The sequence below is a fragment of the Aliikangiella coralliicola genome (assembly GCF_007004725.1).
GTDB classification, from domain to species: Bacteria; Pseudomonadota; Gammaproteobacteria; order Enterobacterales; family Kangiellaceae; genus Aliikangiella; species Aliikangiella coralliicola.
This window is the reverse complement of sequence record NZ_ML660170.1, coordinates 64,150-85,102: the sequence shown is the minus strand read 5'-3', so window position 1 is coordinate 85,102 and position 20,953 is coordinate 64,150. Positions and strand designations below refer to the sequence as shown.

Annotated in this window: 16 protein-coding genes; 9 read left to right on the top strand and 7 right to left on the bottom strand. The window is 41.5% G+C overall.

Annotated features, from left to right (window positions below; genetic code table 11):
* Positions 1–20: 20 nt before the first annotated feature.
* Entirely contained in the window at positions 21–833 is an 813-nt protein-coding gene (locus tag FLL46_RS22465) for a helix-turn-helix domain-containing protein (protein WP_142933965.1), read from the bottom strand.
* A gap of 420 nt (positions 834–1,253) precedes the next feature.
* On the opposite strand from FLL46_RS22465, the gene FLL46_RS22460 reads away from it, so the two are divergent.
* From FLL46_RS22460 to FLL46_RS22450, 3 genes are all read left to right on the top strand, one after another.
* Entirely contained in the window at positions 1,254–2,300 is a 1,047-nt protein-coding gene (locus FLL46_RS22460) for a type I asparaginase (protein WP_142933963.1), read from the top strand.
* A gap of 366 nt (positions 2,301–2,666) precedes the next feature.
* Positions 2,667–4,856 carry a S8 family peptidase gene (locus FLL46_RS22455; protein ID WP_168204290.1) on the top strand — a complete coding sequence of 730 codons (2,190 nt, stop codon included), beginning with the start codon at positions 2,667–2,669 and terminating at the stop codon, positions 4,854–4,856.
* A gap of 630 nt (positions 4,857–5,486) precedes the next feature.
* Positions 5,487–8,714: a collagenase gene (locus FLL46_RS22450; RefSeq protein ID WP_142933959.1), complete on the top strand. Its 3,228-nt coding sequence runs from the start codon at positions 5,487–5,489 to the stop codon at positions 8,712–8,714.
* A 101-nt stretch (positions 8,715–8,815) separates the two neighbouring features.
* On the opposite strand, the gene FLL46_RS22445 is transcribed toward FLL46_RS22450, so the two are convergent.
* The 3 genes from FLL46_RS22445 to FLL46_RS22435 all read right to left on the bottom strand — a co-directional run bounded on the left by FLL46_RS22445 (position 8,816) and on the right by FLL46_RS22435 (position 10,623).
* Positions 8,816–9,058 (bottom strand): hypothetical protein, encoded by a 243-nt coding sequence (locus FLL46_RS22445; protein WP_142933957.1) that lies wholly within the window; start codon positions 9,056–9,058, stop codon positions 8,816–8,818.
* 1 nt (position 9,059) lies between these two features.
* Positions 9,060–9,257: a hypothetical protein gene (locus FLL46_RS22440; RefSeq protein WP_142933955.1), complete on the bottom strand. Its 198-nt coding sequence runs from the start codon at positions 9,255–9,257 to the stop codon at positions 9,060–9,062.
* Between the two features lie 181 nt (positions 9,258–9,438).
* Positions 9,439–10,623, bottom strand: a complete 1,185-nt coding sequence (locus FLL46_RS22435) for an amidohydrolase (RefSeq protein ID WP_142933953.1) — start codon at positions 10,621–10,623, stop codon at positions 9,439–9,441.
* Between the two features lie 190 nt (positions 10,624–10,813).
* Between FLL46_RS22435 and yfbR the strand changes: the two genes are divergently transcribed.
* Positions 10,814–11,470, top strand: coding sequence for a 5'-deoxynucleotidase (gene yfbR, locus FLL46_RS22430; protein ID WP_142933951.1), 657 nt, complete (start codon positions 10,814–10,816; stop codon positions 11,468–11,470).
* Positions 11,471–11,596: 126 nt separating this feature from the next.
* Here yfbR and FLL46_RS22425 read toward each other — a convergent pair whose 3' ends face one another.
* Both FLL46_RS22425 and FLL46_RS27210 read right to left on the bottom strand, forming a co-directional pair.
* Entirely contained in the window at positions 11,597–13,933 is a 2,337-nt protein-coding gene (locus FLL46_RS22425) for a nitric-oxide reductase large subunit (RefSeq protein ID WP_246119384.1), read from the bottom strand.
* Positions 13,930–14,076, bottom strand: a complete 147-nt coding sequence (locus FLL46_RS27210; protein ID WP_168204289.1) for a hypothetical protein — start codon at positions 14,074–14,076, stop codon at positions 13,930–13,932. The genes FLL46_RS22425 and FLL46_RS27210 overlap by 4 nt, the downstream gene beginning before the upstream one ends.
* A 320-nt stretch (positions 14,077–14,396) precedes the next feature.
* Here FLL46_RS27210 and FLL46_RS22420 point away from each other — a divergent pair, with 320 nt between their 5' ends.
* Positions 14,397–14,837, top strand: coding sequence for an RrF2 family transcriptional regulator (locus tag FLL46_RS22420; protein ID WP_142933949.1), 441 nt, complete (start codon positions 14,397–14,399; stop codon positions 14,835–14,837).
* A gap of 18 nt (positions 14,838–14,855) precedes the next feature.
* On the top strand, positions 14,856–16,052 hold the full coding sequence (locus FLL46_RS22415; protein WP_142933947.1) for an NnrS family protein: 1,197 nt from the start codon (positions 14,856–14,858) through the stop codon (positions 16,050–16,052).
* Positions 16,053–16,096: 44 nt separating this feature from the next.
* Here the strand turns inward: FLL46_RS22415 and FLL46_RS22410 are convergent, their stop codons facing one another.
* Positions 16,097–18,139 (bottom strand): TonB-dependent receptor plug domain-containing protein, encoded by a 2,043-nt coding sequence (locus tag FLL46_RS22410; RefSeq protein WP_142933945.1) that lies wholly within the window; start codon positions 18,137–18,139, stop codon positions 16,097–16,099.
* A 552-nt stretch (positions 18,140–18,691) separates the two neighbouring features.
* Here FLL46_RS22410 and FLL46_RS22405 point away from each other — a divergent pair.
* From FLL46_RS22405 to FLL46_RS22395, 3 genes are all read left to right on the top strand, one after another.
* On the top strand, positions 18,692–19,255 hold the full coding sequence (locus FLL46_RS22405; protein WP_142933943.1) for a hypothetical protein: 564 nt from the start codon (positions 18,692–18,694) through the stop codon (positions 19,253–19,255).
* A 67-nt stretch (positions 19,256–19,322) separates the two neighbouring features.
* Positions 19,323–19,850 (top strand): DUF1697 domain-containing protein, encoded by a 528-nt coding sequence (locus FLL46_RS22400; protein ID WP_142933941.1) that lies wholly within the window; start codon positions 19,323–19,325, stop codon positions 19,848–19,850.
* 128 nt (positions 19,851–19,978) lie between these two features.
* Positions 19,979–20,929: a diguanylate cyclase domain-containing protein gene (locus FLL46_RS22395; protein ID WP_142933939.1), complete on the top strand. Its 951-nt coding sequence runs from the start codon at positions 19,979–19,981 to the stop codon at positions 20,927–20,929.
* Positions 20,930–20,953: the final 24 nt, after the last annotated feature.

The following is a 20,953-nucleotide window of genomic DNA, read 5'->3' as shown; positions in this document are numbered from 1 at the left end:
CATAGAGGTTCCCTAAAAACTCAAAATCGTGCCCGAAAATGCCAGTCGTTTTCGGTCATATCATTGCTAACCGCTTGCACGATCGATGTGTCAACCGTATTATCTTTTGGATTGATAAGTCCACAAAGTTTTAGTGCTTTTCTAATTTCTATTGAACGCCCCAGAAACTCATACAGAACCCTCGCGCAGCAAGGTGCTCTTTCGCCACTACCGGATACGCCAAGTTTTAAACCGGTTAAACGTGTAATTCTATTCTTAAATGATGGATAAAGAATTGTCTGTGTCATTTCGTAACCGGTGAGCGATTCATAATCGATTAAAAATAATCGGTCTGTTAGAAAGTGGGCGACACCCTGGTAAACGCCATGAAATACTTTTTTGTGGGGTTGTTCGCTAAGTCTTTCCGTCCGTTGATAGAAAATTCTATTGTCTCTTTTTTCGAAACAAACGAGCGTTCTCAAAATCATTCCGGGATAAGCCATCGAAATATAATATTCAAAATAAAATCCTAAATATTTTTCTAACTCACTTGTTCCTTTATTACTGAGTTCGTTGAGTATCTTCGTGTCCGGCGTATCAGGTTTGGTAGAATCATCGAACCGCCGTTGAACACTTAATAATCGCTCGAACTGATCATGGGGTAATAGAATTTCGAAATCTTCCAGGCCGAAAAAGTCACACATCCGCCTGAGAATGTTTGGCGATGGTTTATGACGGCCGCTCAAGTAGCGGTTAAATTGTGGTCTATTAATATTGATTCGACGACAAACCTCTGCAATCGATTTGTAGTAGCTACACAGCAGCCTCAAATTTTTAGCGAAATCTTCATTCATTAATGTTATCTAGCCTTTGATGATATCCACTTACCATAATACAACTTATCTTGAATAGAAATTGGCAATATGGCGCAAAATGGTGCGTTAATAGTACCAAATAGCGCCAGAATGCAACAGTTCGCCGATTTTCTTCCATTCGCAGATTGGCGTCAATAGCGCGCCAGATCGCGTCATGTAGAGATAGATTGTCAAATTTACTGAACTCCGCGCAATTGGTTTAATAAATGTTAAATCATCAGCGCTTTACGGTTTTTTTCTAATCAAACTATTTCAAAAATTCGATGATCGCTGATGATAATTTTTGATGATTGAACCTATTAATATTTCAAAATTTGCAATTGGGAAACTGAGAAAAATGAATGGAAGATTTTTTAAAAAATCAAAACTGATCATCTTTAAGACCACGTTGATTCATAAATGAAGCGAAAGGTTTTGATTCTGTATACCGGCGGAACCATAGGAATGCAACAGTCCTGTGTTGGTTATGTCGTGGCTAAGGGATTAAAAAGTTTAATTGATAGCCACCTTGATAAAATGAAGGATCATTCTCTGCCTGAATACGATTTGATAGAAATGAATTCTTTGATCGATAGTGCAAATTTACAGCCTGAGCACTGGTATAAAATTGCAACAATACTAGTCAATAATTGGTATGACTACGACGGCTTTGTTGTTCTTCACGGAACCGACACTATGGCATACACTGCGTCGGCTTTGTCGTATATGCTACAAGGGCTTGATAAGTCTGTCATACTAACCGGTTCACAAATCCCAATGATTGAACCTCGAAGTGACGCTATCAATAATTTGTTTAATGCTATCGATATAGCAGGAAATCATTGTGTACCTGAAGTGTGTATTTATTTTAGTGGTCGACTGCTTCGTGGTAATCGCAGCACTAAGTTAACAAGCATAGGGTTGGAGGCATTTGACTCACCAAATTTTCCCTGGCTGGGAGAGTATTCTGTGCCGTTTAAGTTAAATGATAAATTGTTTTTAAAGCGAGGCAGCAATCATTTTATTGTTCCGGAATTTAGCAATCAACAAGTTGTAATGTTACAACTCTATCCGGGTTTTTCAGCTCAGTTAATAGAAGCTGCGATAGAAACAACTAATGTTAAAGGAATTGTTTTACAAAGCTTCGGTATGGGTAATATTTCAGATAAGAATTCTATACTGATTGATATTTTAAAAAAAGCCATCGATAAAGGTATCGTTGTGTTCAATGTCTCTCAGTGCCGATATGGAAGGGTAAAACAAGACGTTTACGGGAGTGGTTCGGTGCTTAATAGAATCGGTGTTGTCTCAGGTCATGATATGACCGTGGAGTCGGCATTAACAAAGTTACATTTTCTGTTGGCTTGCCACTTATCTCCAAAATATGTGTGTCAACAACTCACTCAACCTTTATCGGGAGAAATGACAGTTGAAGTCCCTGTTTACGAGCAGGTGAATTATTTTTGATGAATGATCCGAATTTTATTTTATGATGGAGTGTATTGGTTTCTAGTTTGAAAAAGTTTTTCATTACCTCCCTTTCTGTCCTTTTTTGGGTGGATTTTTAACCGCTCTTTTGAGCGGCTTTTTTTCTGATTAGGCTATTTTTCTTTATCTTTTCATTGTGGGAAAGAGGAGTTTTTCTGCATGTTTGTTTCTTGAAAAATCTTAGGTAATAGTCACTTTTGTAGTGTGATTTTGTTTATAGAAAATGAAAAAAATAAAAATTATTCTGAATTTAGATAAACTTTTTTTGAAAAAAAGTTTGTTGTAAGTTCGGCTGGTAAGTGGCCGGATAGTAACTAAATGTAAAATGAGAAAAAGCTAATGAAGATGAAGAAAATAGCTGTTTGTGCAGCGCTGTTTTGTACGGCGACTAACCTGTTTGCGTTTGACGATCAGGATAGCGTGCCGAAAAACAAAAATACCGAGAGTGCAGTTGTAAAGAGTTTACGGTCTGAAAGTTCGAAACTTGACAGTCGATTGATTAAGCTAATGTCTGGTGATCAGGTTTCAGTGGTTATTGTTAACGGTAAGGTTCAAGTGAGAGCGTTTCCAGCCGGCGATATCGGAGTGCTTGTTTCTGAGTTAAGAGAAGTTGGTGCAACAAAAACTAAAATACGAGGAAAGTATTTAACGAGCTGGGTGCCGGTCTCAAAACTAGGGCATGTGGCAAAAGTTGACTCGCTAAAATATGCTACTGCGATTGATTCTGGAAGTGGAAATGCACAAAGCTGGAAACGATATATTACCTCACAACAACCAACTGGAAAAGTTGTCAGTCAAGGTGATCGTGCAATGTTAGCCGATAATGTGAGAAAGCATCTTGGCTTAACTGGAAAAGGAATAAAAATAGGTATTGTGTCAGACAGCTTTAACAGTCTTGGCAACGCCGAGAAAAGTGTGAAGGATGGAGACTTACCTGGTTTAAATAATCCAAATGGTTACACGCTGCCAGTCAATGTTTTAAAAGAAGGTCCAAGTAATAATAATGACGAAGGTCGAGCAATGGCGGAGATAATTCATGACGTTGCTCCCGACGCTGAGATTTATTTTTATTCGGCACGATATGGTCTGGAAGACTTTGCTGATGGCATCAGGCAGTTAGCCGCAGCAGGGTGTGACATTATTGTTGACGATTGGTTTTATTTTGCCGAGCCAGCATTTCAAGATGGAATCATCAATCAGGCAATCGATGAAGTAACTGAGAATGGCGTTCTCTATTTTACGGCCGCGGGTAATTTTGGCAACAACGCTTACGATAGCCCGTTCGTTGATTCTGGTGTTGATATGGGCGGAGAGTTTGGAAGAATGCATGACTTTCAAAATGGTCATCAAGAAACCGTGACTTTATTTGATGGTTCTGAGCACACGATTAGTAGTATTCCTATCGTATTACAGCCAGGCGACACCACTGGCCTTTATTTATATTGGGATGATCCTTCAATTTTAGCGAACGCCAATGGAGATTTTCCTGATGGTGATATGAGTATCATTTTAATCGGTGATAGAAACGGAAAAAGAATGCCTGTTTCCTGGAGCGTGATTGACAATACGAGAAGTGGTGTTCCGGCTGAAAGCAACTCATATCAAAACCAGACCAATCAACCTTTGAATTTGAGTATTGCAATCGGCTTGGTGAGAGGGAATGCGCCGAGAGGAATTAAGTTTATCAATTTTGCGAAAAACTTTGGCTTTGCTCCTTTCTCTGGCGCACTTGTTGGTCACGCAAATGCTGAAGGTGCGTTTACAATTGGTTCTGTCAACTATTGGAACACGCCGCAATTTGGTAACCAGCTGCGCGCGGCCGGTTATTCCTCTGTTGGTGGAGCAACACCAATTTTACTTGATCCGACAGGCAATCCCACTGCACCGATATTTCGAAACAAGCCTGATTTAATGGGGCCAGATTTCGCGAATACTTCATTTTTCGGCAATGGGGATGCGGACAATGATGGTTTCCCGAATTTCGACGGAACTTCTGCGGCAGCGCCGCACGTTGCTGCAGCCGCGGCGTTAATTTTGGAAAAATATGGGCCGCTGTCAAGAGAAACGGTGTGGAATGCATTAACTACTACTGCGCTTGATATGGGAAGTGATGGATTTGATTTTTCCACCGGTCATGGGTTTGTCCAAATTGACGCCGCGGTTGCGAGTCTGGATGACAAGCCATCAGTTTATCGTCTTGAATTATTTGATCAAACTTCTGGTAACTTAATACAAACTTTATTTGATGGTGATGATATTGATTTAACCAGTCAATCAAAGGATATTAATGTTAATGTGAGAGCTCTGGTCAATAACGGGAAAAATAACGACAGTGTTAACGGCGTAAGGTTGGGGATTTCCGGCTCAGAATATTTTTATCGATTTGATAGCTCTCCAACCTATACACTATTTGAAGATTCTGATGAGGTAGGTTTGCTGTCAGGGAACTATTTCTTAACTTCGAAACTTTCTGTTCCTGGTGTTTACACTCCTTTCGATTTTTACTCCTTTTCATTTGTCAAAAATGAAAAATAAAAAAACAAATCCAAAACCGAAGCAGGGCTGACGACTGATAATGGATTGGAATTCAAAATTGGTAAACGATTGGTCCGTATTTGGTAAGGATGTTTTATCACGCAGGCAACAACTGATTTAAACTTGGTTTAGCGGTTGTTGTCTTGTTGGGTAGTGCACTTATAGAAATACTCGCGCTATCGAGTAAAGACACGGCTCTTTTAGAATTAACAACGAGATTAACAACTGAGTTAACAAGCTTATTAAACACCAGCCAAAACCGATTTAATTTAGCCTGTTCGGTTTAATCCAATGTAAAAGTCACGATCAAGTGAAGTCATGTTTCTATTTTTCTAATGTTATTTAATATTACGCCATACTTTTAATTTATACCGTCTTAATCATCAATTATTTTGATTTCAAAAATTTTTTATGAGTCAATTTTTACATCTCTTATTTGCGATAATAAATAAGAAATACGTATAAATATGACATAAATTGCAGTTTATATTGTATACAAACTAAAAGTATATTGTGCACAAAGTATGCTCTATGTTATTTATTAGACAGCCTGATTGTGTCTTACAGGCGGACCAAAAATAGGTGCTGTTACATACCTACAATAACTAATATAAATAGAGGTACATTAAAATGAAACTCAAGAGTGCTCTAGGAGGAGTTTTTGCGACAGTGATCGGGGTTGGTATCACATGCGCAACCACACCATTATTTGCAGAAAAACTTAAATCCCCGCCAAAGGCAGTGAAACAAGAATCTGCGCCCACAATGCCATTGCAAAAACAGGAACATGGCGTTCCGATTATACGAAAAAGTCAATTTGAACAACCGCGACTAACACCACCGACACTTCATTCACACAAGCATCCGTTACCCAAGCAAAACACTTTGCATGATTCAACTCAGTCAAAGCTCAAAGCGGCTGCGCCGGATTACGCAGAATGTAATTTTGATCAGTTTGGATTCGAAAGTGGTAGTACGCTGGTTAATCATATTAAGTCTGTTGATCCTGTTTGTACCTATGGTTTTTTTGGGCAGACGACCACCAGTAAGAATGCGTTATCGCCGGCAAATATGACGACGGTATTAAATGCAGCGAGAAGTGCGGCTGTTAATTATAAAGGCACTAATGAAGAGGGTATGGAGCAATTATTTTTGTATATCCGTGCCGGATATTATCACGTGTCGACTAATTATTTACCAGAATATAGCGCCGCGCACCAAAGTCTGGTTAAGGCGTTAATCAGCGACTTTTCCAGAAACTCCCACATGTATGATTCGTCGGATCAACATGGAGAATCATTGTACGAGTTTATGATCTTAATCCAGAATGTTAAGGAGACAGCGCTTGGCTTGCCGATCGCAAAACGCCTGATTGATAACTACAATCAAACGCGATCGGAAAGTTACGAGCAAACAGCAGCGGTTAACGGCGGTTTGGGCGTTTTATATTTTGGTTCATTTAACGATGAATATAAAGCGGCGGTCACTGCAGATAACTCGATCATCGATTCTTTATTTTCGTTTATTCGTGATAAAAAATGGATCCTGGATACGAACAGAGCCTGGTTGTATAACAATTCTGGTTCTGAATTTGGTCGTTTTCTTGGCATTGCAGGAACAAAGTCGCGGGCGAAGTTTTTGATCAAACAACTGTTACCGCAACTCGATTTATATTCTCCGGTCTGGTTGAACATCGCGGCACAAATTGATTATCACACCAGTAGCGAGTGTGGTGAGTATAGTAATGTATGCGGATATAAAGAAGCGGCGATTAATCAGATTTTACCAATCACCAATTCTTGTGGTTCAACTTTGAAAATGCGCGTACAGGAAATGACTGCTGCACAAATGAGTGGGATCTGTTCCACATTGGCAACGCAAGAAACTTATTTTCATAATCGGTTGAACACTGGAAATAATCCAGTTGCGGGCGACTTAAATGAAGATTTGTTAATGATTATTTTTAATTCTGATCAGGATTATAAAAATTACGGTGGTCCTTTGTATGGAATTCCAACAAACAACGGCGGTTATTACCTTGAGGGGGATCCTTCTGATCCCGATAATCAGGCGACTTTTTATGCGGAAGAGGCTGATTGGTTGTTGCCTGAATTTAAAGTGTGGAATTTAGAACATGAATATGTCCACTACCTGGACGGTCGTTTTAATATGTTCGGCAGCTTTAGTGCGCCGACGGTGAAAGTTGTTTGGTGGAGCGAAGGTCTCGCAGAATATATTTCGCTTAAAGATGATAACCAGGCGGCGATTGATACCATTAAAGACGGTTCCACTTATACCTTAGGTCAAGTGCTCGACACCACTTATGATGGCTTTGTGGTTGATCGCATTTATCGTTGGGGTTATCTGGCTGTTCGATTTATGTTTGAAAAGCATCCTGCCGAAGTGACTAAGTATTTGAATGCTGCAAGAGCGGGTAACTGGAATACAATCCAAACCTTGTACGATCAATGGAAAAGCAATTATAGCAGTGAGTTTACCCAATGGACTGAAGCGTTAGCTGCCGGCGGCGGGGGAGATAACAAACCACCGGTTGCGGTTACTGATGGTCCTTACACTGGAAACGTCGGCCAAGGTATTGCGATGAGTAGTAACAGCTCGTCAGATCCTGATGGCACTATCACCAGTAGAAATTGGAATTTTGGTGACGGTACCAGCAGCACTTCGAGTAATCCTAATCATACTTATTCTGCAGCGGGAACCTACACTGTTACATTGACTGTCACCGACAATGATGGGGCGACAGGTACCACAACGACAACTGCTACGATTACCAATGGCGGTACTCCAGATTATTGCGCGGCAACTGGAGGCGGAAGTTATGAGTGGATAGCGAATGTAATGGTCGGCAATTTGAATAATAGCTCAGGCGCGGCCGAATATTCAGACTTTACTGGCCAGACAGCTAATCTGATAGTTGGAAACAACAGTGCAACACTCACACCCGGATTCCAGAGCAGTGCTTACACGGAATATTGGTCGGTATGGATCGACTTTAATCAAGATGGTGACTTTAGTGGTGCCGGCGAACAACTTATCAATGGACAAAGTAGTAACGCTGCAATCAATGCCACTTTAAATATTCCTGCGTCGGCTTCGGGAGTTACTACGCGCATGCGAATTGCAATGAAATATAACGCCGCGGCAAATTCTTCTTGCGGTGATATCGGCGATGGGGAAGTTGAAGATTACACCGTTTCTATCGCGGGAGGTTCTAACCAGGCGCCAATTTCTCAGGCCAATGGCCCATATTCTGGCGCCGTTAACTCCGCAATCAGTTTTAATAGTAACGGTTCATCAGACAGTGATGGTCAAATCACCAGTTACCATTGGGATTTTGGCGACGGCTCATCGAGTAGTTCCGCCAACCCAAATCATATCTACACAAGTGCTGGAAGTTACACGGCAACTCTCACGGTAACCGATGATGATGGTGAAACGGGAACCGATACTGGGGCTGTTACTGTAACCGATAGTGGAGGCGGGTCTAACGTCCCCGATGCTTGCGCTAATGAAAACCCGGTTACCGGTGGACGATTGGTTGCCGGTGATGCCGCATGTTTGGCAAGTCAGTCTGTTATCTGGTTGAGTATTCCCGGCGTGAGAGACCATAACAGTATTGCGATTACAACCGGCAACGGCACGGGCAATCTCGATATAGAGTACAGTAACCAGGGATGGCCGAACGGCTCAAATAATGATGGCAGTTCTTCCAATGCAGGTAACGGAGAATGTATTTATTTAACCGGCGGCTCACAATATTGGGGTTACATTAAAGTATCCAATTCAACCGGTGGTGCTTCTATCGTTGTTGATTTTGATAGCGCTGCATGTCGTTAATTTAATCTAATTGAAAAGGTAAAATTAATTCTCCCTCCCTATGGGAGGGAGCTAGAGGGAGGGAAACTTTCTGTACAAACCGGAGACATCGTTTACACGTCCTAATTAAGACGATATTGCAACTCTCGAAATTTTTTAATTACCGGCAGTGCGCCATCATCACTATTTCGAATACCCAGGTTTTGATAAATTTCTGATACAATTAATTTTTGCTCTCTCGCTTCTCTTGCCGAGTTTTTTGCTTCCAGTTTTAACTGCCTGTTTTGGTTTTCCAATTCTTCTATTCGTCGGTTAGCTGCCACCAACAGTTCATGGTTTTTTCTCATCATTTTCGGGGATAACATATTAATTGACCTCCAGAATATTGAGACAATCATCAATGGCTTCGACACCAGTAATAATGAGTCCGGGTTGGTAGTTTGCGTTACATCGTCGGTGGACATACTGCATGCCATTTTTCGTATTTTGATACATTGCATCTGCATCACTAAGAATATGAAAACAAGATTTGCAAACTAACACTTTTTGATATTCTTTATGCATGACTAGCTCCTGCCGGCAATACAACAACTTTGCCAGCGTATTTCGTTACATTCTTTAGAAAGCAGGAAAACTGAAGAGTTCAACTAAGAAATGTTGACTACTTCGCAATTTGCCAATTAAAAAAATCTGTGTTTTATAGAAAGGTTGTGGGACATAAAATTAACTGAATAGTTATTGATAACTATTCAGTCATCGCTAACATCGCTAGCGAACACCAATAATTGATCCCATAAGCGAGCGCAGTATCGTTAAAATCATAAAACGGATTGTGTAATGGTTTTGAGTAGTGCTCGCCAGTATCTCCGTTGCCCATCAGAATATAGGCGCCGGGTTTTTGTTTTAACATTTTTGCAAAATCTTCCGAAAAGCTTACGCGACCATAATTGCCGTCGATTGTCGCATCGGGTAAATTTCCCGCAGCCTTAACGCATATCTCGGATTGTTCTGCGTGATTGACTAAGGGTTCAAAAGAGGTTGAATAATTGAAACAAAACTTCGCACCAAATGCGGCACAGGTGTGACTGATGATTTGTTCCATTTTTGTTTTTATCAAAACTGAGGTCGCTTTATCAAAACCTCGACAATCACCGCTGATAGTAACATTGCTAGCGAGTATATTACGCGCGCCGTCGGTTTGAAAATCGGTTATCGAAACGACTGCATGATCACTTGCCGGAACAAATCGCGATACAATTGATTGCAAATTCATCACAATGCTCGCACCGATAACAATTGGGTCGATGACTTTATCCGGCATTGAAGAATGCCCACCGCGTCCTTGAATAGTAATCTCGAAATTATCTTCAAATGAACAAAAAGGACCAGACTGAATGGCAAAATGCCCAACGGGCAGACCAGGTAAATTATGTAAGCCATATACTGCGTCCATTGGAAATTTTTCGAATAAGCCATCGTTAATCATTGCATCTGCACCAGTACCATTTTCTTCATCGGGCTGAAAAATAAAATGAATGGTTCCTTCAAAATCTGAGTCGTCTATCAACTGTAAAGCAGCGCCAAGCAGCATGGTTGAGTGACCGTCATGACCGCAACCATGAAATTTACCTTGTGCCGTTGAGCGATGACTAAATTGATTTGCTTCGGTAATCGGTAAGGCATCCATATCTGCTCGAAAACCAACAGCTCTGTTATTGCTCTTTGTTGATTTTGAGCCTTGCGACAATGTCGCCACCAATCCTGTTTTACCGATATTTCTGGTAACGGTCAGGCCGGCGGCTTCAAGTCGATCAGCAATTATGGTGCTGGTTCGATTAACATCAAATGCTAACTCCGGGTTTTGATGCAAGTCTTTGCGAAAGCCGATCAGTTCGTTAATTAATTTGTTTGATGGCGTCGACTCTTTCATGATTCTGGCTCCAGAAAATGATTAATGACATTTGTCTTACAGACTTGCCTTAATTGATAAACTAGTTAAAGATTATAGGAGAATGGACCAGTCGACAAATATTCCAAACAATCTGCAGGGAAATTGGTTTGGTTCAATTGAACAAGTCTGATTTTTCTGAGATTGCTACAGGTTTAACGAGGAACACGCTGTGAAGAATGAACAGGTAAAAGAAACATCAAGGCAAAGTCATTTTTTTGCCTATATCAGTAAAATACGTTGGATTATTCGTTGGGGTTTAAAGCGTAACGCGATTCCTGAAAATGTGATGGAGCACAGTTGGGAAGTATCGACAATTGCTCATGCGATGGCGTTGATAAGCAACAAACGATTTGGCGGTCAATATGACGCTAACCTGGTGGCAACCACCGCTTTGTATCACGACGTTTCAGAAGTGATAACAGGGGACATGCCGACACCGATTAAATATCATTCTGCGGGAATGCAAAAAGCGTTCAAAGACGTTGAGATTCAAGCAGAACGAGAATTGATCGGATTACTACCGGATGATTTAAAAGAAGATTTTACCAGCTTAGTTGTAACATCAGAAATTTCGCCCGATATTCTACGTATTATTAAAGGCGCGGATACGGTCGCAGCCTTTTTAAAATGTCAGGAAGAATTAAAAGCTGGGAACAGCGAGTTTTCAAAAGCCGCAGAGGATATCGCCGCGAGACTTTCAGGTTTTAATATGCCGGAGGTAAATGCTTTTCTGGAAATTTTTGCACCCAGTTATAAGCTAACGCTGGATGAATTGCTTAATGGCGGCGAAAAAGTCAGAACGTTGCCTTTGCATCAATCGCGGTAAAGGTTTGTCAACGAAGGTTATGTTTATCTGAACGATTCCTTGAACTGTTGGGTTAGTCTCAGACTAACCCAACAAATTAAATTTCTAATAATTCCTAATTCCTAATTCCTAATTCCTAACTTAGACTCAAGACCGTGTTTCACTCGCAGTAGTCAATACCGAATGACCGGCTTGTACGTCAGGCTGAGTTTCTTGCGAGGGAGTAAAAAACAGTCCTTTCACCACTTGCCAGCTTACCGCTAAGGCACCGATGATAAAAACCACATCGCCGATGGTACGTATCCAACGAAGCGTTCGTAACAAATCCGTCTGCATGAAGCTTTCGCTGCGAGCATACCACAAGCCTTCTGAAGCGCTCGCGACAAATTGAATGATACCGATTGGCAATAAACTGGTGAACAACATTAGTACCAAGCCTGCGTTCAACCATTGAAACCCGGTTTTCATCAGTTTTTCATCGAACACCATTTGCGGACGAATGTAGCGTAACACCAATAAGGTGAACCCAAGGGCCAGGAATCCATAAACGCCGAACAGGGCACCGTGAGCATGAGTCGCCGTGGTGTTTAAGCCTTGAATGTAGTAGAGAGAAATTGGTGGGTTAATCAAAAAGCCAAGTACGCCTGCACCCAACATGTTCCAGAAAGCAACTGCAACAAAAAAGAGCAACGGCCACTTCACATTTTCCATCCAGGGGGCGCGATCTTTTAGACGCCAATGTTCCCAGGCTTCGTAACCGAGAACAATTAAAGGAACGACTTCTAGCGCGCTAAAAGTTGCGCCAACCGCCATTACCGGTGTGGTTGTTCCTGAAAAATAGAGATGGTGGAAAGTTCCCGGCACGCCGCCCAGCATAAACAATGATGCAGAAGCTAACGAAGCGGCTGTTGCGACACGTTTGGAAACTAGTCCCATGTTGCAGAAAATAAATGCTAACGCAACGGTGGCAAAAACTTCAAAGAATCCCTCAACCCATAAATGTACAATCCACCAACGCCAGTACTCCATAATTGAAATATGGGTGCGTTCTCCGTAGAAGAAACCAGCGCCGTAAAATAGACCGATAGCAATAACAGATAAGGTGAGTAGGGCCAATAGATTTTTGTCACCGGGTTGACGCAGTGCCGGGACAACACCACGCAACATTAACCCTAACCAAAGTACGACGCCGACAAACTTTCCAATTTGCCAGACTCGACCCAGGTCGACATATTCGTATCCCTGATGTCCAAACCAGAAACTGAGTTCGGCTGGCATTATCTGGGCGATCGCAAGATAGTTGCCGATAAAAGAGCCAGCAACCACCACTAACAGAGCATAGAACAAAATATTGACGCCAAGCTTTTGGTATTTTGGATCTTTACCGCCATTAATAATCGGTGCCAGAAAAAGACCTGCCGCTAAAAAGCCGGTAGCAATCCAGAATAGCGCAGCTTGAATATGCCAGGTTCTTACCAGACTGTAAGGAAGCCATTCGGAAGTCTGAATCCCGTAAAATCCCTGACCCTCGACTGTATAATGGGCAACAAAACCGCCGAGAAAAACCTGCAGTGTAAAAAGTGCAACGACAATAAATAAATATTTACCTAGCGCTTTTTGAGAAGGGGTTAATGAGAAACTGGTGAGCGGATCTTTCGCTGGTGCTTCAGGTTCTTCTTCGTCCTGTTTTTGCAAGAAAGACCAGCCCCAAACCAGGCCGCCAATTCCTGCGATTAATAGCACGACGCTGATGACTGACCAGACAATATTTTCTGCGGTAGGCTGATTGTTAATAAGCGGTTCATGCGGCCAGTTATTGGTATAAGTGGCACCGTCAGGCGTTCGCTCGGTTGCCGCCGCCCATGAGGTCCAGAAGAAAAACTCGGTTAGCCTCGCTCTTCTCTCGTCATCGGGTAAAGTGACTTCTTTCATCGCATAACTTCGGCGAGTTGTTTGCAGCTCTTTGGCGCCGCCAAACAGGCGATTGTAATAATCGGCAGTGAGTTTGATAGCCTCGATACGCCGTTCGGAAAGTATCAGCGTATCGGAATCCGAATTGTAACTGTTGTTGCGGTATGCCTGAGTAAGCTGGTATTGCAGTGTGTTTTGTTGTTCACCGCTGAGTTGCTCGTAGGGCTTATTGAAACCAGCTTGTGCCGCTAAATCCAACCAGGTGATTAGCTCACGGTGCAGCCAATCTGCGGTCCAGTCCGGCGCTTGATACGCGCCATGTCCCCAAATGGAGCCGAGTTGCATACCACCAACTGACTGCCAGGCTGTCTGGCCGTCGAGAATCGATTCTTTAGTCATCAGCACCTGACCTGTTTCGGATACCACTTTGGCTGGAATAGGCGGAGCTTCTCGGTAAATTTCCTGGCCGAAATAACCCAGGATCCCAAAGGTAATCGCCAGGGTGCAAATTAGTGTCCACCATAACCGACGGTAATTGGTTATCTGGCTGCTAGTGGCAAGATCTTTGGTCATAAAACACCTCCGTAGTTTTCTAAAACAGTGGTTACAAGGGTTGTTTTGGCATCACAACTTGCTGCTTGGTGCTGGTGTAACACCGCCAGCGACGAAGAAATTCTGTCGATTTGCCGACTGAGTGTTAACTCGACAGTGTTCATGGTTGACTCCAATGATTGAGAGTTATTGCTCGGTTGTTATCAGTGAGATTTTTAAAGATGTATTTTGCATGCATCTTTAAAAGATGTATAATAGATGAATCTTTTAAAAGGATCAATCATTCTGGCGATAAAATCTTAGGAATTAGGAATTAGGAATTAGGAGTTAGGAGTTAGGAGTTAGGCGTTAGGCGTTAGGAGTTAGGAGTTAGGCGTTAGGAGTTAGGCGTTAGGAGTTAGGAGTTAGGCGTACTCTTGAATTCCTGATAAAAAGTTTTAAATCGTTGAAAAATACCAATGATGGACAGTAGAGAATAAATTATATGCATATTACTCGTTACACCGATTACTCGCTGCGTGTGCTGATGTATCTCGCGGCAAAAGGCGACACACTATCAACGATTAAAGAAATCGCAGATAGTTATCAGATATCTAAAAACCATCTGATGAAAATAGTGCAGGAGTTAAATACCAAAGGTTATGTGATTGCTGTACGCGGTAAAAATGGTGGCCTGAAGCTGAAAAACGAACCCAGTGAAATCAACATTGGCGATTTAGTGCGTGATATTGAACAAGATTTGTCTTTGGTGGAGTGTTTTAAAGATGGTGCCAATTGCATAATTACTCCGGGCTGTCAGTTAAAAGTCATCTTTGATCAAGCGTTAACTGCTTTTCTCGAAAAGCTGGATGAGTACACTCTGGCAGATTTAATTCCAGATAATAAACGCGCTCAAATTAGCCAGTTACTTAACATTGCAGGTTGAAAAGAGGTTTATTGAATCATGTTAACGAATAACGCAACAGCGAATCAAAAACAACCGCCGCCGATTCTGGCATTAGCGTTTCGTCCTTTCTTTTTATTGGGTGCCTCATTCAGTATTCTTGCGCTATTAATCTGGATTGCCGTTCTGTCTGGTCGATTAGATTTTCAACCTTATGGTAATGGTTTCTGGTGGCATTCCCATGAAATGCTATTTGGATTTGTTGCTGCGATTGTCGTTGGTTTTCTATTAACCGCAGTGCAAAACTGGACCGGTATCCCTGGCGTAAAAGGTTGGCGGTTATTTTATCTGGTCGCATTGTGGCTTACCGGCCGCGCGATATTGTTAGTTAATCCAGATCTGTCTCCGTGGATTGTTGCAGCGATTGATTTCGCTTTTATTCCGAGTGCAGCTTATTTCCTGGCGATGCCTATTTTGGCAAAGAAAATGTACCGCAACCTGATTTTTATTCCGTTATTAATTGCGATGAGTTTGTCTAATTTTGTGATGCACTGGGGATTAATCAATCAAGATATGTTGCTTGCCGCTAAAAGCAGCTATGCGATGATTATGTTGGTGACATTGTTGATGTGCATTATGGCGGGCAGGGTGATTCCAATGTTCACCGCCAATGGCACCGGTACTCAAAAAGTTAACCCTAATCTGTGGATTGAACGGTTATCGATAGGCTCCATGATTTTGGTCGCACTGATTTTTATTTCGGGTGTCAGTTTGCCATCGGAATTAATGGCATTGGTGACGTTGCTGGCCGGCATTATTCATTTAGTTCGATTTATTCGCTGGCGTTTTTGGGTGACAACGAAAGTTCCTTTGGTGTGGTCTCTTCATATTAGCTACTTCTGTATTCCGTTAGGAATGATATTGTTATCTTCCCATTATCTGTTTAATCAGATTACTTTTTCTGCAGGACTCCATGTTTTGACGGTAGGGGCGATGGGGACGATGATCTTGGCAATGATCTCACGAGTTTCTTTAGGTCATACTGGCCGTATGATTGTGGTCGGCAAAGTCATGGCGGCGGCATTTTTGGCGGTTACTTTTGCTTTTATTGTGCGCGTATTTGGCACCAGTTTAAGTGATGACTACATTTTCATTTTGACCCTGTCAGCGGCCTTGTGGAGTGTTGCTTACGGATTGTTTGTAATCCGATATTTTATGATGCTAATTCGCAAAAGAGCTGATGGGCGTCCTGGCTAGTTTCTAATGGGGAGCGCGCAATAAAGTGAATGCGCACCAAATGATTAAAACTGGTAGCTTAAGTTGAGTGAGATGCTTCTCGGTTCTTTACGAACGTCATAATAACTATCCGGCGCATAGGTGGGATTATAGTGTTGTTTATCTAAGACGTTTTTGATCCCAAGCTCCAATTGAAAAGAAGAATGCCACAAGTTTTTAAATTGAATGTTTGCATCTAAAATCCAATAGCTTTGTTTGTTATTTTGTGCGCGAACTTCGGGAATAGTGACACGCGTATGGTAAAGGTCACTCGCATTCCGTTTGTCTAAATAGTTAATACCTAGATAGAGGGATTTATTGTTGTCTTGAGCAAATAGAATTAAATTGGCGTTGTTTTTGGCGACTGATGCCTCAGTGGTATTGACTCGCGTAAAATTAAAACTGAGCCCCAATTCATGAAAGTTTTCCCAGTGTTTTTTCACTTTACCATTAAATTCTAATTCGAATCCCGGAACCTGCATTGTCTTGTCAATGTTCTCATAGGCGGCTCCGCCAATCGTTTGAATAAAATTATTTAAATGACTTTCGAAGTAACGAATACTTAGATTATTTTTCAGATCAAAATGATAAACAAACTCGGTTTCCCAGGTTTCAATGAGTTCAGGCGTTACCGATGGATTGCCGGGAGAATTTCCATCGCTGCGAATTTCATATTGTTGCAGAAACGTCGGTGGCCGAAAAGCTTCGCCCCAGATGAGTTTTGCAGACCATTGATCATTTTGCTGATAGGTGAGAGCGACTCTGGGACTGGTTTCATTGTCGAATTCTTCAAAGTGATCAATTCGAGCGCCCAAAGTCAATGCTAACGCGTTATCAAGAAATAACGATTCTGTTTGAGCATAAAGTGCATAATTATCTGCCTCAGGTGTTCGGTCTCCCTGGCGCAAAATAATCGATTGTAATTCCAATGTAGACAAACTATTACGAACGGTGATCGTTTCATGATACTCGTCAACTGCACGACGCTCGTAAACAGCACCAAATACCCCTTGGTGTTGCTGATTAAAGGCATAAGTCAACTGACTACGAATTCCCGTGAGTTGCGTATCTAACTGTGAAAAAGACGCGAAGTTAAGACTTTCATCAGCGTTTCTGATAGTTCTGTCAAAAAAACGTTTTACCTGGTAACGATAGAGCTGATTTTCCAGATAAACCTGGCGCCACTCATGATTGTTTTTCAGATAAAAACTGTTGGTTCTATATTGCTGAGATTTATATTGTGGAGAAGAATAGAGTGGATATTCAGTGGTGTAGTCATCATAAATGTAAGCGATTTGCCAGTTTTCATTCAGTAGTTTGGCGGTAAAACTGGTCGCTTCCACATTATTATCATGGGTGGAGAGGTTTCCCCGTCTGTCTCTTTGCTGTTGATAACCTTCCTGGTCCATTGCTCTTGCAGAAAATAAAAACTTTGCCTGTTCAAATTCATGGCCGGTGCTGATCTTTGCCTGTTGGCCGTCGAAGCTGGAAACACCAACCGTTACATTTGTCTTTTGCGGCACTTTTTCTTTTGTGTAGATGGAGATCAATCCAGAATAAGCATCGCCTCCATAAAGTGCAGAACCCGGGCCGCGAATCACTTCTATTCTGGCAATATTATTAATTTGAACCTGCTCGTCAGGTGACCAGCCGCCAAAAATAACTTCACGCTGGGGAACACCGTCGATGAGCAACATGATTTTTGTGTTACGGCCGCTGGGAATACCGCGAATCCAAACCATATCTCGCCCGTTGCGACGGTTGAGCAGTTGAATGCCCGGCGCCATTTTTAAGACATCGGATAGTGTTCTTGCTCCCATGGCTTTAATTTGAGACTCGGTAATAACTGCAATAATACTGGGTGCCATGTTAATTTCTGTATTCAATTGAGAAGGGCTTTTTACTTTGACATCGAGTAGATCTTCCAAGGGCAAATCGAATAGTTGTTCAACCTCCATCACTCTACTATCGGCTATGACGGGATTTGAATTGATAACGATTAGAAAGGACAGTGAAATAAAACTGGCAAAGGCAAATCTCGTGCAGAGAACCGTGTAAGCATCTTTCACAGAATTTATGTACCTTTAATTTGAGGGCCTTTAAACAGGATTATTATCTGAATCGAAATGAAACTAAAAACCCAAAGTAAGATTTACGATAAAGTTTAGTACAAAAATCTTAATTTGCAGTTAAGCATTTTTGTAACACAAATTATTAACTTCGAGTAACCTCGTTTTAAATTTAATTAATATTGAGTGTGGTGAATTTGACTTGGCATTATTGCTAACCAACTTGCGTAAAACTACGTAGACAAAAAGTATTATTCAGTAAAATTACGTAGACAGAAAACTGACATTGTCAATTGCCCTTTTATCAGTGGTGCTCGAAAAATTATGTGAAACACATTGCACTGTTTGTAAGCCATTGGAAGTTCTGTTTAATAACAGGATAGAGATTGCTGCACAGACAATATTCGGCTTTGGTCTGTTAAGCGTCTCTGAAGCTCCCGGCTAACTTGTTGATTTTGTATGTTCTTTCGATTAGGCTGCAATCAACAAAATAATAATTTACAGCGCTAAACCAGAACCGTTAGCTGGTTGCCTGATAATGAGAACACGTTGATGTCTGAGTTTGAATACGTTGCGGTACTGGTTTCTTTAGTTTTAGGTTTAGGTATTGCGAACATTCTCACCGGAATTGGTCGTATGATTAATCGCCGAAGTGAGTTTTCGTTGGATCTGGTCCACATTATGTGGAGCCTCGCGCTTTTCGTGGTTTTAGTGCTAAATTGGTGGGTGTTCTTTCAGCTCAATACCTTTACTGAGTGGAGCTTTGAGTTTTTTCTGGTGGTTGTGATTTGGGCCGTTTTTTTCTATTTAATGAGTGTTGTTTTATACCCAATAGAGAAAAATACTGTTCAGGACTACGGTTTAATATTTGAGAAAAACAGACCCTGGTTTTTAGGTCTGTTTATTGCCTCAAACCTGAGCGATATAGCGTTAACAGCATTGCGCGGTCAATTGCTCAACCCGCCATTTTACTTACCTTTTGTTTTACATTTTGTCGTACTAGGCATTATAGGTTTGCTAACAAACTCAAGAAGATACCACACTTTCCTGGCAAGTTATGTTTTCGGAATTAGTCTGACCTGGGCATTCTGGGTGAGATTGCTTTTGGGTAATTAAGTTGGTTCTCTTTTAGTTTTTTCGTGGCCAGGAATAGATGATCTAAAATAGCTGACTGGGAGTCCTTATGGAAAAAAATGTCCTATTTTTACGCGGTATCAACGTCGGTGGTAAAAATATTTTGCCGATGAACGAACTGACTTTGATACTTGAAAACCTGGGCCTTAAAAATGTTAAGACCTATATTCAAAGTGGTAACGTGGTTTTCGAGGGAAAAGGATTATCCTTTGAAAAGTTATCGAGTGAAATAGGTGCTGCTATTAATGAAAGATATGCTTTCACGCCCAGCATCCTGTTAATAAGCGGCGCTGACTATATTCAAGCGATTCAGAATAATCCCTTTGACGCCACAAATGGGAAGTTGCTTCATTGCTTTTTCACAGAGACGCGACCGGACAATCCCAATCTCGATAGTTTGAAAAAAATTCAATCAACGACAGAACAATTTAAGCTGGTTGACAGATTTTTCTACTTATACGCCCCAGACGGAATAGGCCGCTCCAAGTTGGCATCCAAAGTTGAAAAAGCCATCGGCGTTCCAGTAACCGCGAGAAACTGGAATACTGTCAGCAAAGTCTTGTCAATGTTGGATTAAAATTTAACCATCCTGTAAACCCGTCTTCGCCTCCCGCTGACAGTGGGAGTTTCTGCTTGTTTTTTGCTCAATGCGAAATAGGCATATTGAGCTATACTCTAATCTAATCATTATTTGAGTTTCCATTTATGACAGTGAAAGAAATTCGGCCGGATATTCTGGTAGTCGATGATATGAGAATGAATCTCGTGGTTCTAAGAAGTTTGCTGGAGAGTTTTTCGGCGAATATTGTTGAAGCAACCTCTGGAGCAGAAGCGCTACATAAAGCAGTGGGATTAAAGAATCTCGCATTAATATTACTTGATGTTCAAATGCCTGAAATGGATGGCTACGAGGTTGCTGAGTTATTGAAAGACGAAGAAGAAACTGAAAGTATTCCGATAATCTTTGTGACTGCAATTCATCGTGACGAAACTCAAATCCTCAAGGGCTACTCATATGGAGCCGCGGACTATTTAACTAAACCGATAGTACCTGAGATATTGTTATCTAAGGTTGGGGTGTTTCTCGATCTCTGGCGTCTCAGATCTGTTTTGGAACAAGAAGTCAAAATGCGTACTGAGGCAGAAATCAGATTACAGCATTTGGCTCATCATGATGAACTGACGGGTTTGCCGAACAGACGCGAGTTAATGGATGCCTTCGCCAAAGAAATTAACCGTTCTGTTCGATTCGAAAAAAGAATGGTTGTTTTGATGATCGACCTCGATGGATTTAAGCAAGTTAACGATGATTTAGGCCACGAAGCTGGAGATTTTACACTGGTTAAAGTCGCTGCAAGAGTTAGTAAAATAATCAGGCAGTATGACACTTTCGCAAGAATCGGTGGAGATGAATTCGTTATATTGATGAGCGATATCGAAGGCGTTATCGACATTAAAAATAAAGTCGAAGAAATTATTACTGAAATTTCAAAACCAATTTTATTTGATTCGAAGCCGATCAATATCGGCGCGAGTATTGGCATTGCGTCGTTTCCTGAGGATGGTACTTCGATTGATGAAATTCTCAGTCATGCAGACGATGCGATGTATGCAGCCAAAAAAGCTGGCGGGAATAGATTAACTTATTATAAATGATTGAGATAGGGAAGTGATTAATTC

What these genes read in the sequence shown, in the direction of transcription:
- FLL46_RS22440 (WP_142933955.1), bottom strand. Translation starts at nt 9,257, where the DNA reads ATGCATAAAGAATATCAAAAAGTGTTAGTTTGCAAATCTTGTTTTCAT.
- FLL46_RS27210 (WP_168204289.1), bottom strand. Translation starts at nt 14,076, where the DNA reads ATGAACACTGTCGAGTTAACACTCAGTCGGCAAATCGACAGAATTTCT.
- FLL46_RS22460 (WP_142933963.1), top strand. Translation starts at nt 1,254, where the DNA reads ATGAAGCGAAAGGTTTTGATTCTGTATACCGGCGGAACCATAGGAATG.
- FLL46_RS22395 (WP_142933939.1), top strand. Translation starts at nt 19,979, where the DNA reads ATGACAGTGAAAGAAATTCGGCCGGATATTCTGGTAGTCGATGATATG.
- FLL46_RS22445 (WP_142933957.1), bottom strand. Translation starts at nt 9,058, where the DNA reads ATGTTATCCCCGAAAATGATGAGAAAAAACCATGAACTGTTGGTGGCA.
- FLL46_RS22415 (WP_142933947.1), top strand. Translation starts at nt 14,856, where the DNA reads ATGTTAACGAATAACGCAACAGCGAATCAAAAACAACCGCCGCCGATT.
- FLL46_RS22420 (WP_142933949.1), top strand. Translation starts at nt 14,397, where the DNA reads ATGCATATTACTCGTTACACCGATTACTCGCTGCGTGTGCTGATGTAT.
- FLL46_RS22435 (WP_142933953.1), bottom strand. Translation starts at nt 10,623, where the DNA reads ATGAAAGAGTCGACGCCATCAAACAAATTAATTAACGAACTGATCGGC.
- FLL46_RS22425 (WP_246119384.1), bottom strand. Translation starts at nt 13,933, where the DNA reads ATGACCAAAGATCTTGCCACTAGCAGCCAGATAACCAATTACCGTCGG.
- FLL46_RS22400 (WP_142933941.1), top strand. Translation starts at nt 19,323, where the DNA reads ATGGAAAAAAATGTCCTATTTTTACGCGGTATCAACGTCGGTGGTAAA.
- FLL46_RS22455 (WP_168204290.1), top strand. Translation starts at nt 2,667, where the DNA reads ATGAAGAAAATAGCTGTTTGTGCAGCGCTGTTTTGTACGGCGACTAAC.
- FLL46_RS22465 (WP_142933965.1), bottom strand. Translation starts at nt 833, where the DNA reads ATGAATGAAGATTTCGCTAAAAATTTGAGGCTGCTGTGTAGCTACTAC.
- FLL46_RS22405 (WP_142933943.1), top strand. Translation starts at nt 18,692, where the DNA reads ATGTCTGAGTTTGAATACGTTGCGGTACTGGTTTCTTTAGTTTTAGGT.
- FLL46_RS22450 (WP_142933959.1), top strand. Translation starts at nt 5,487, where the DNA reads ATGAAACTCAAGAGTGCTCTAGGAGGAGTTTTTGCGACAGTGATCGGG.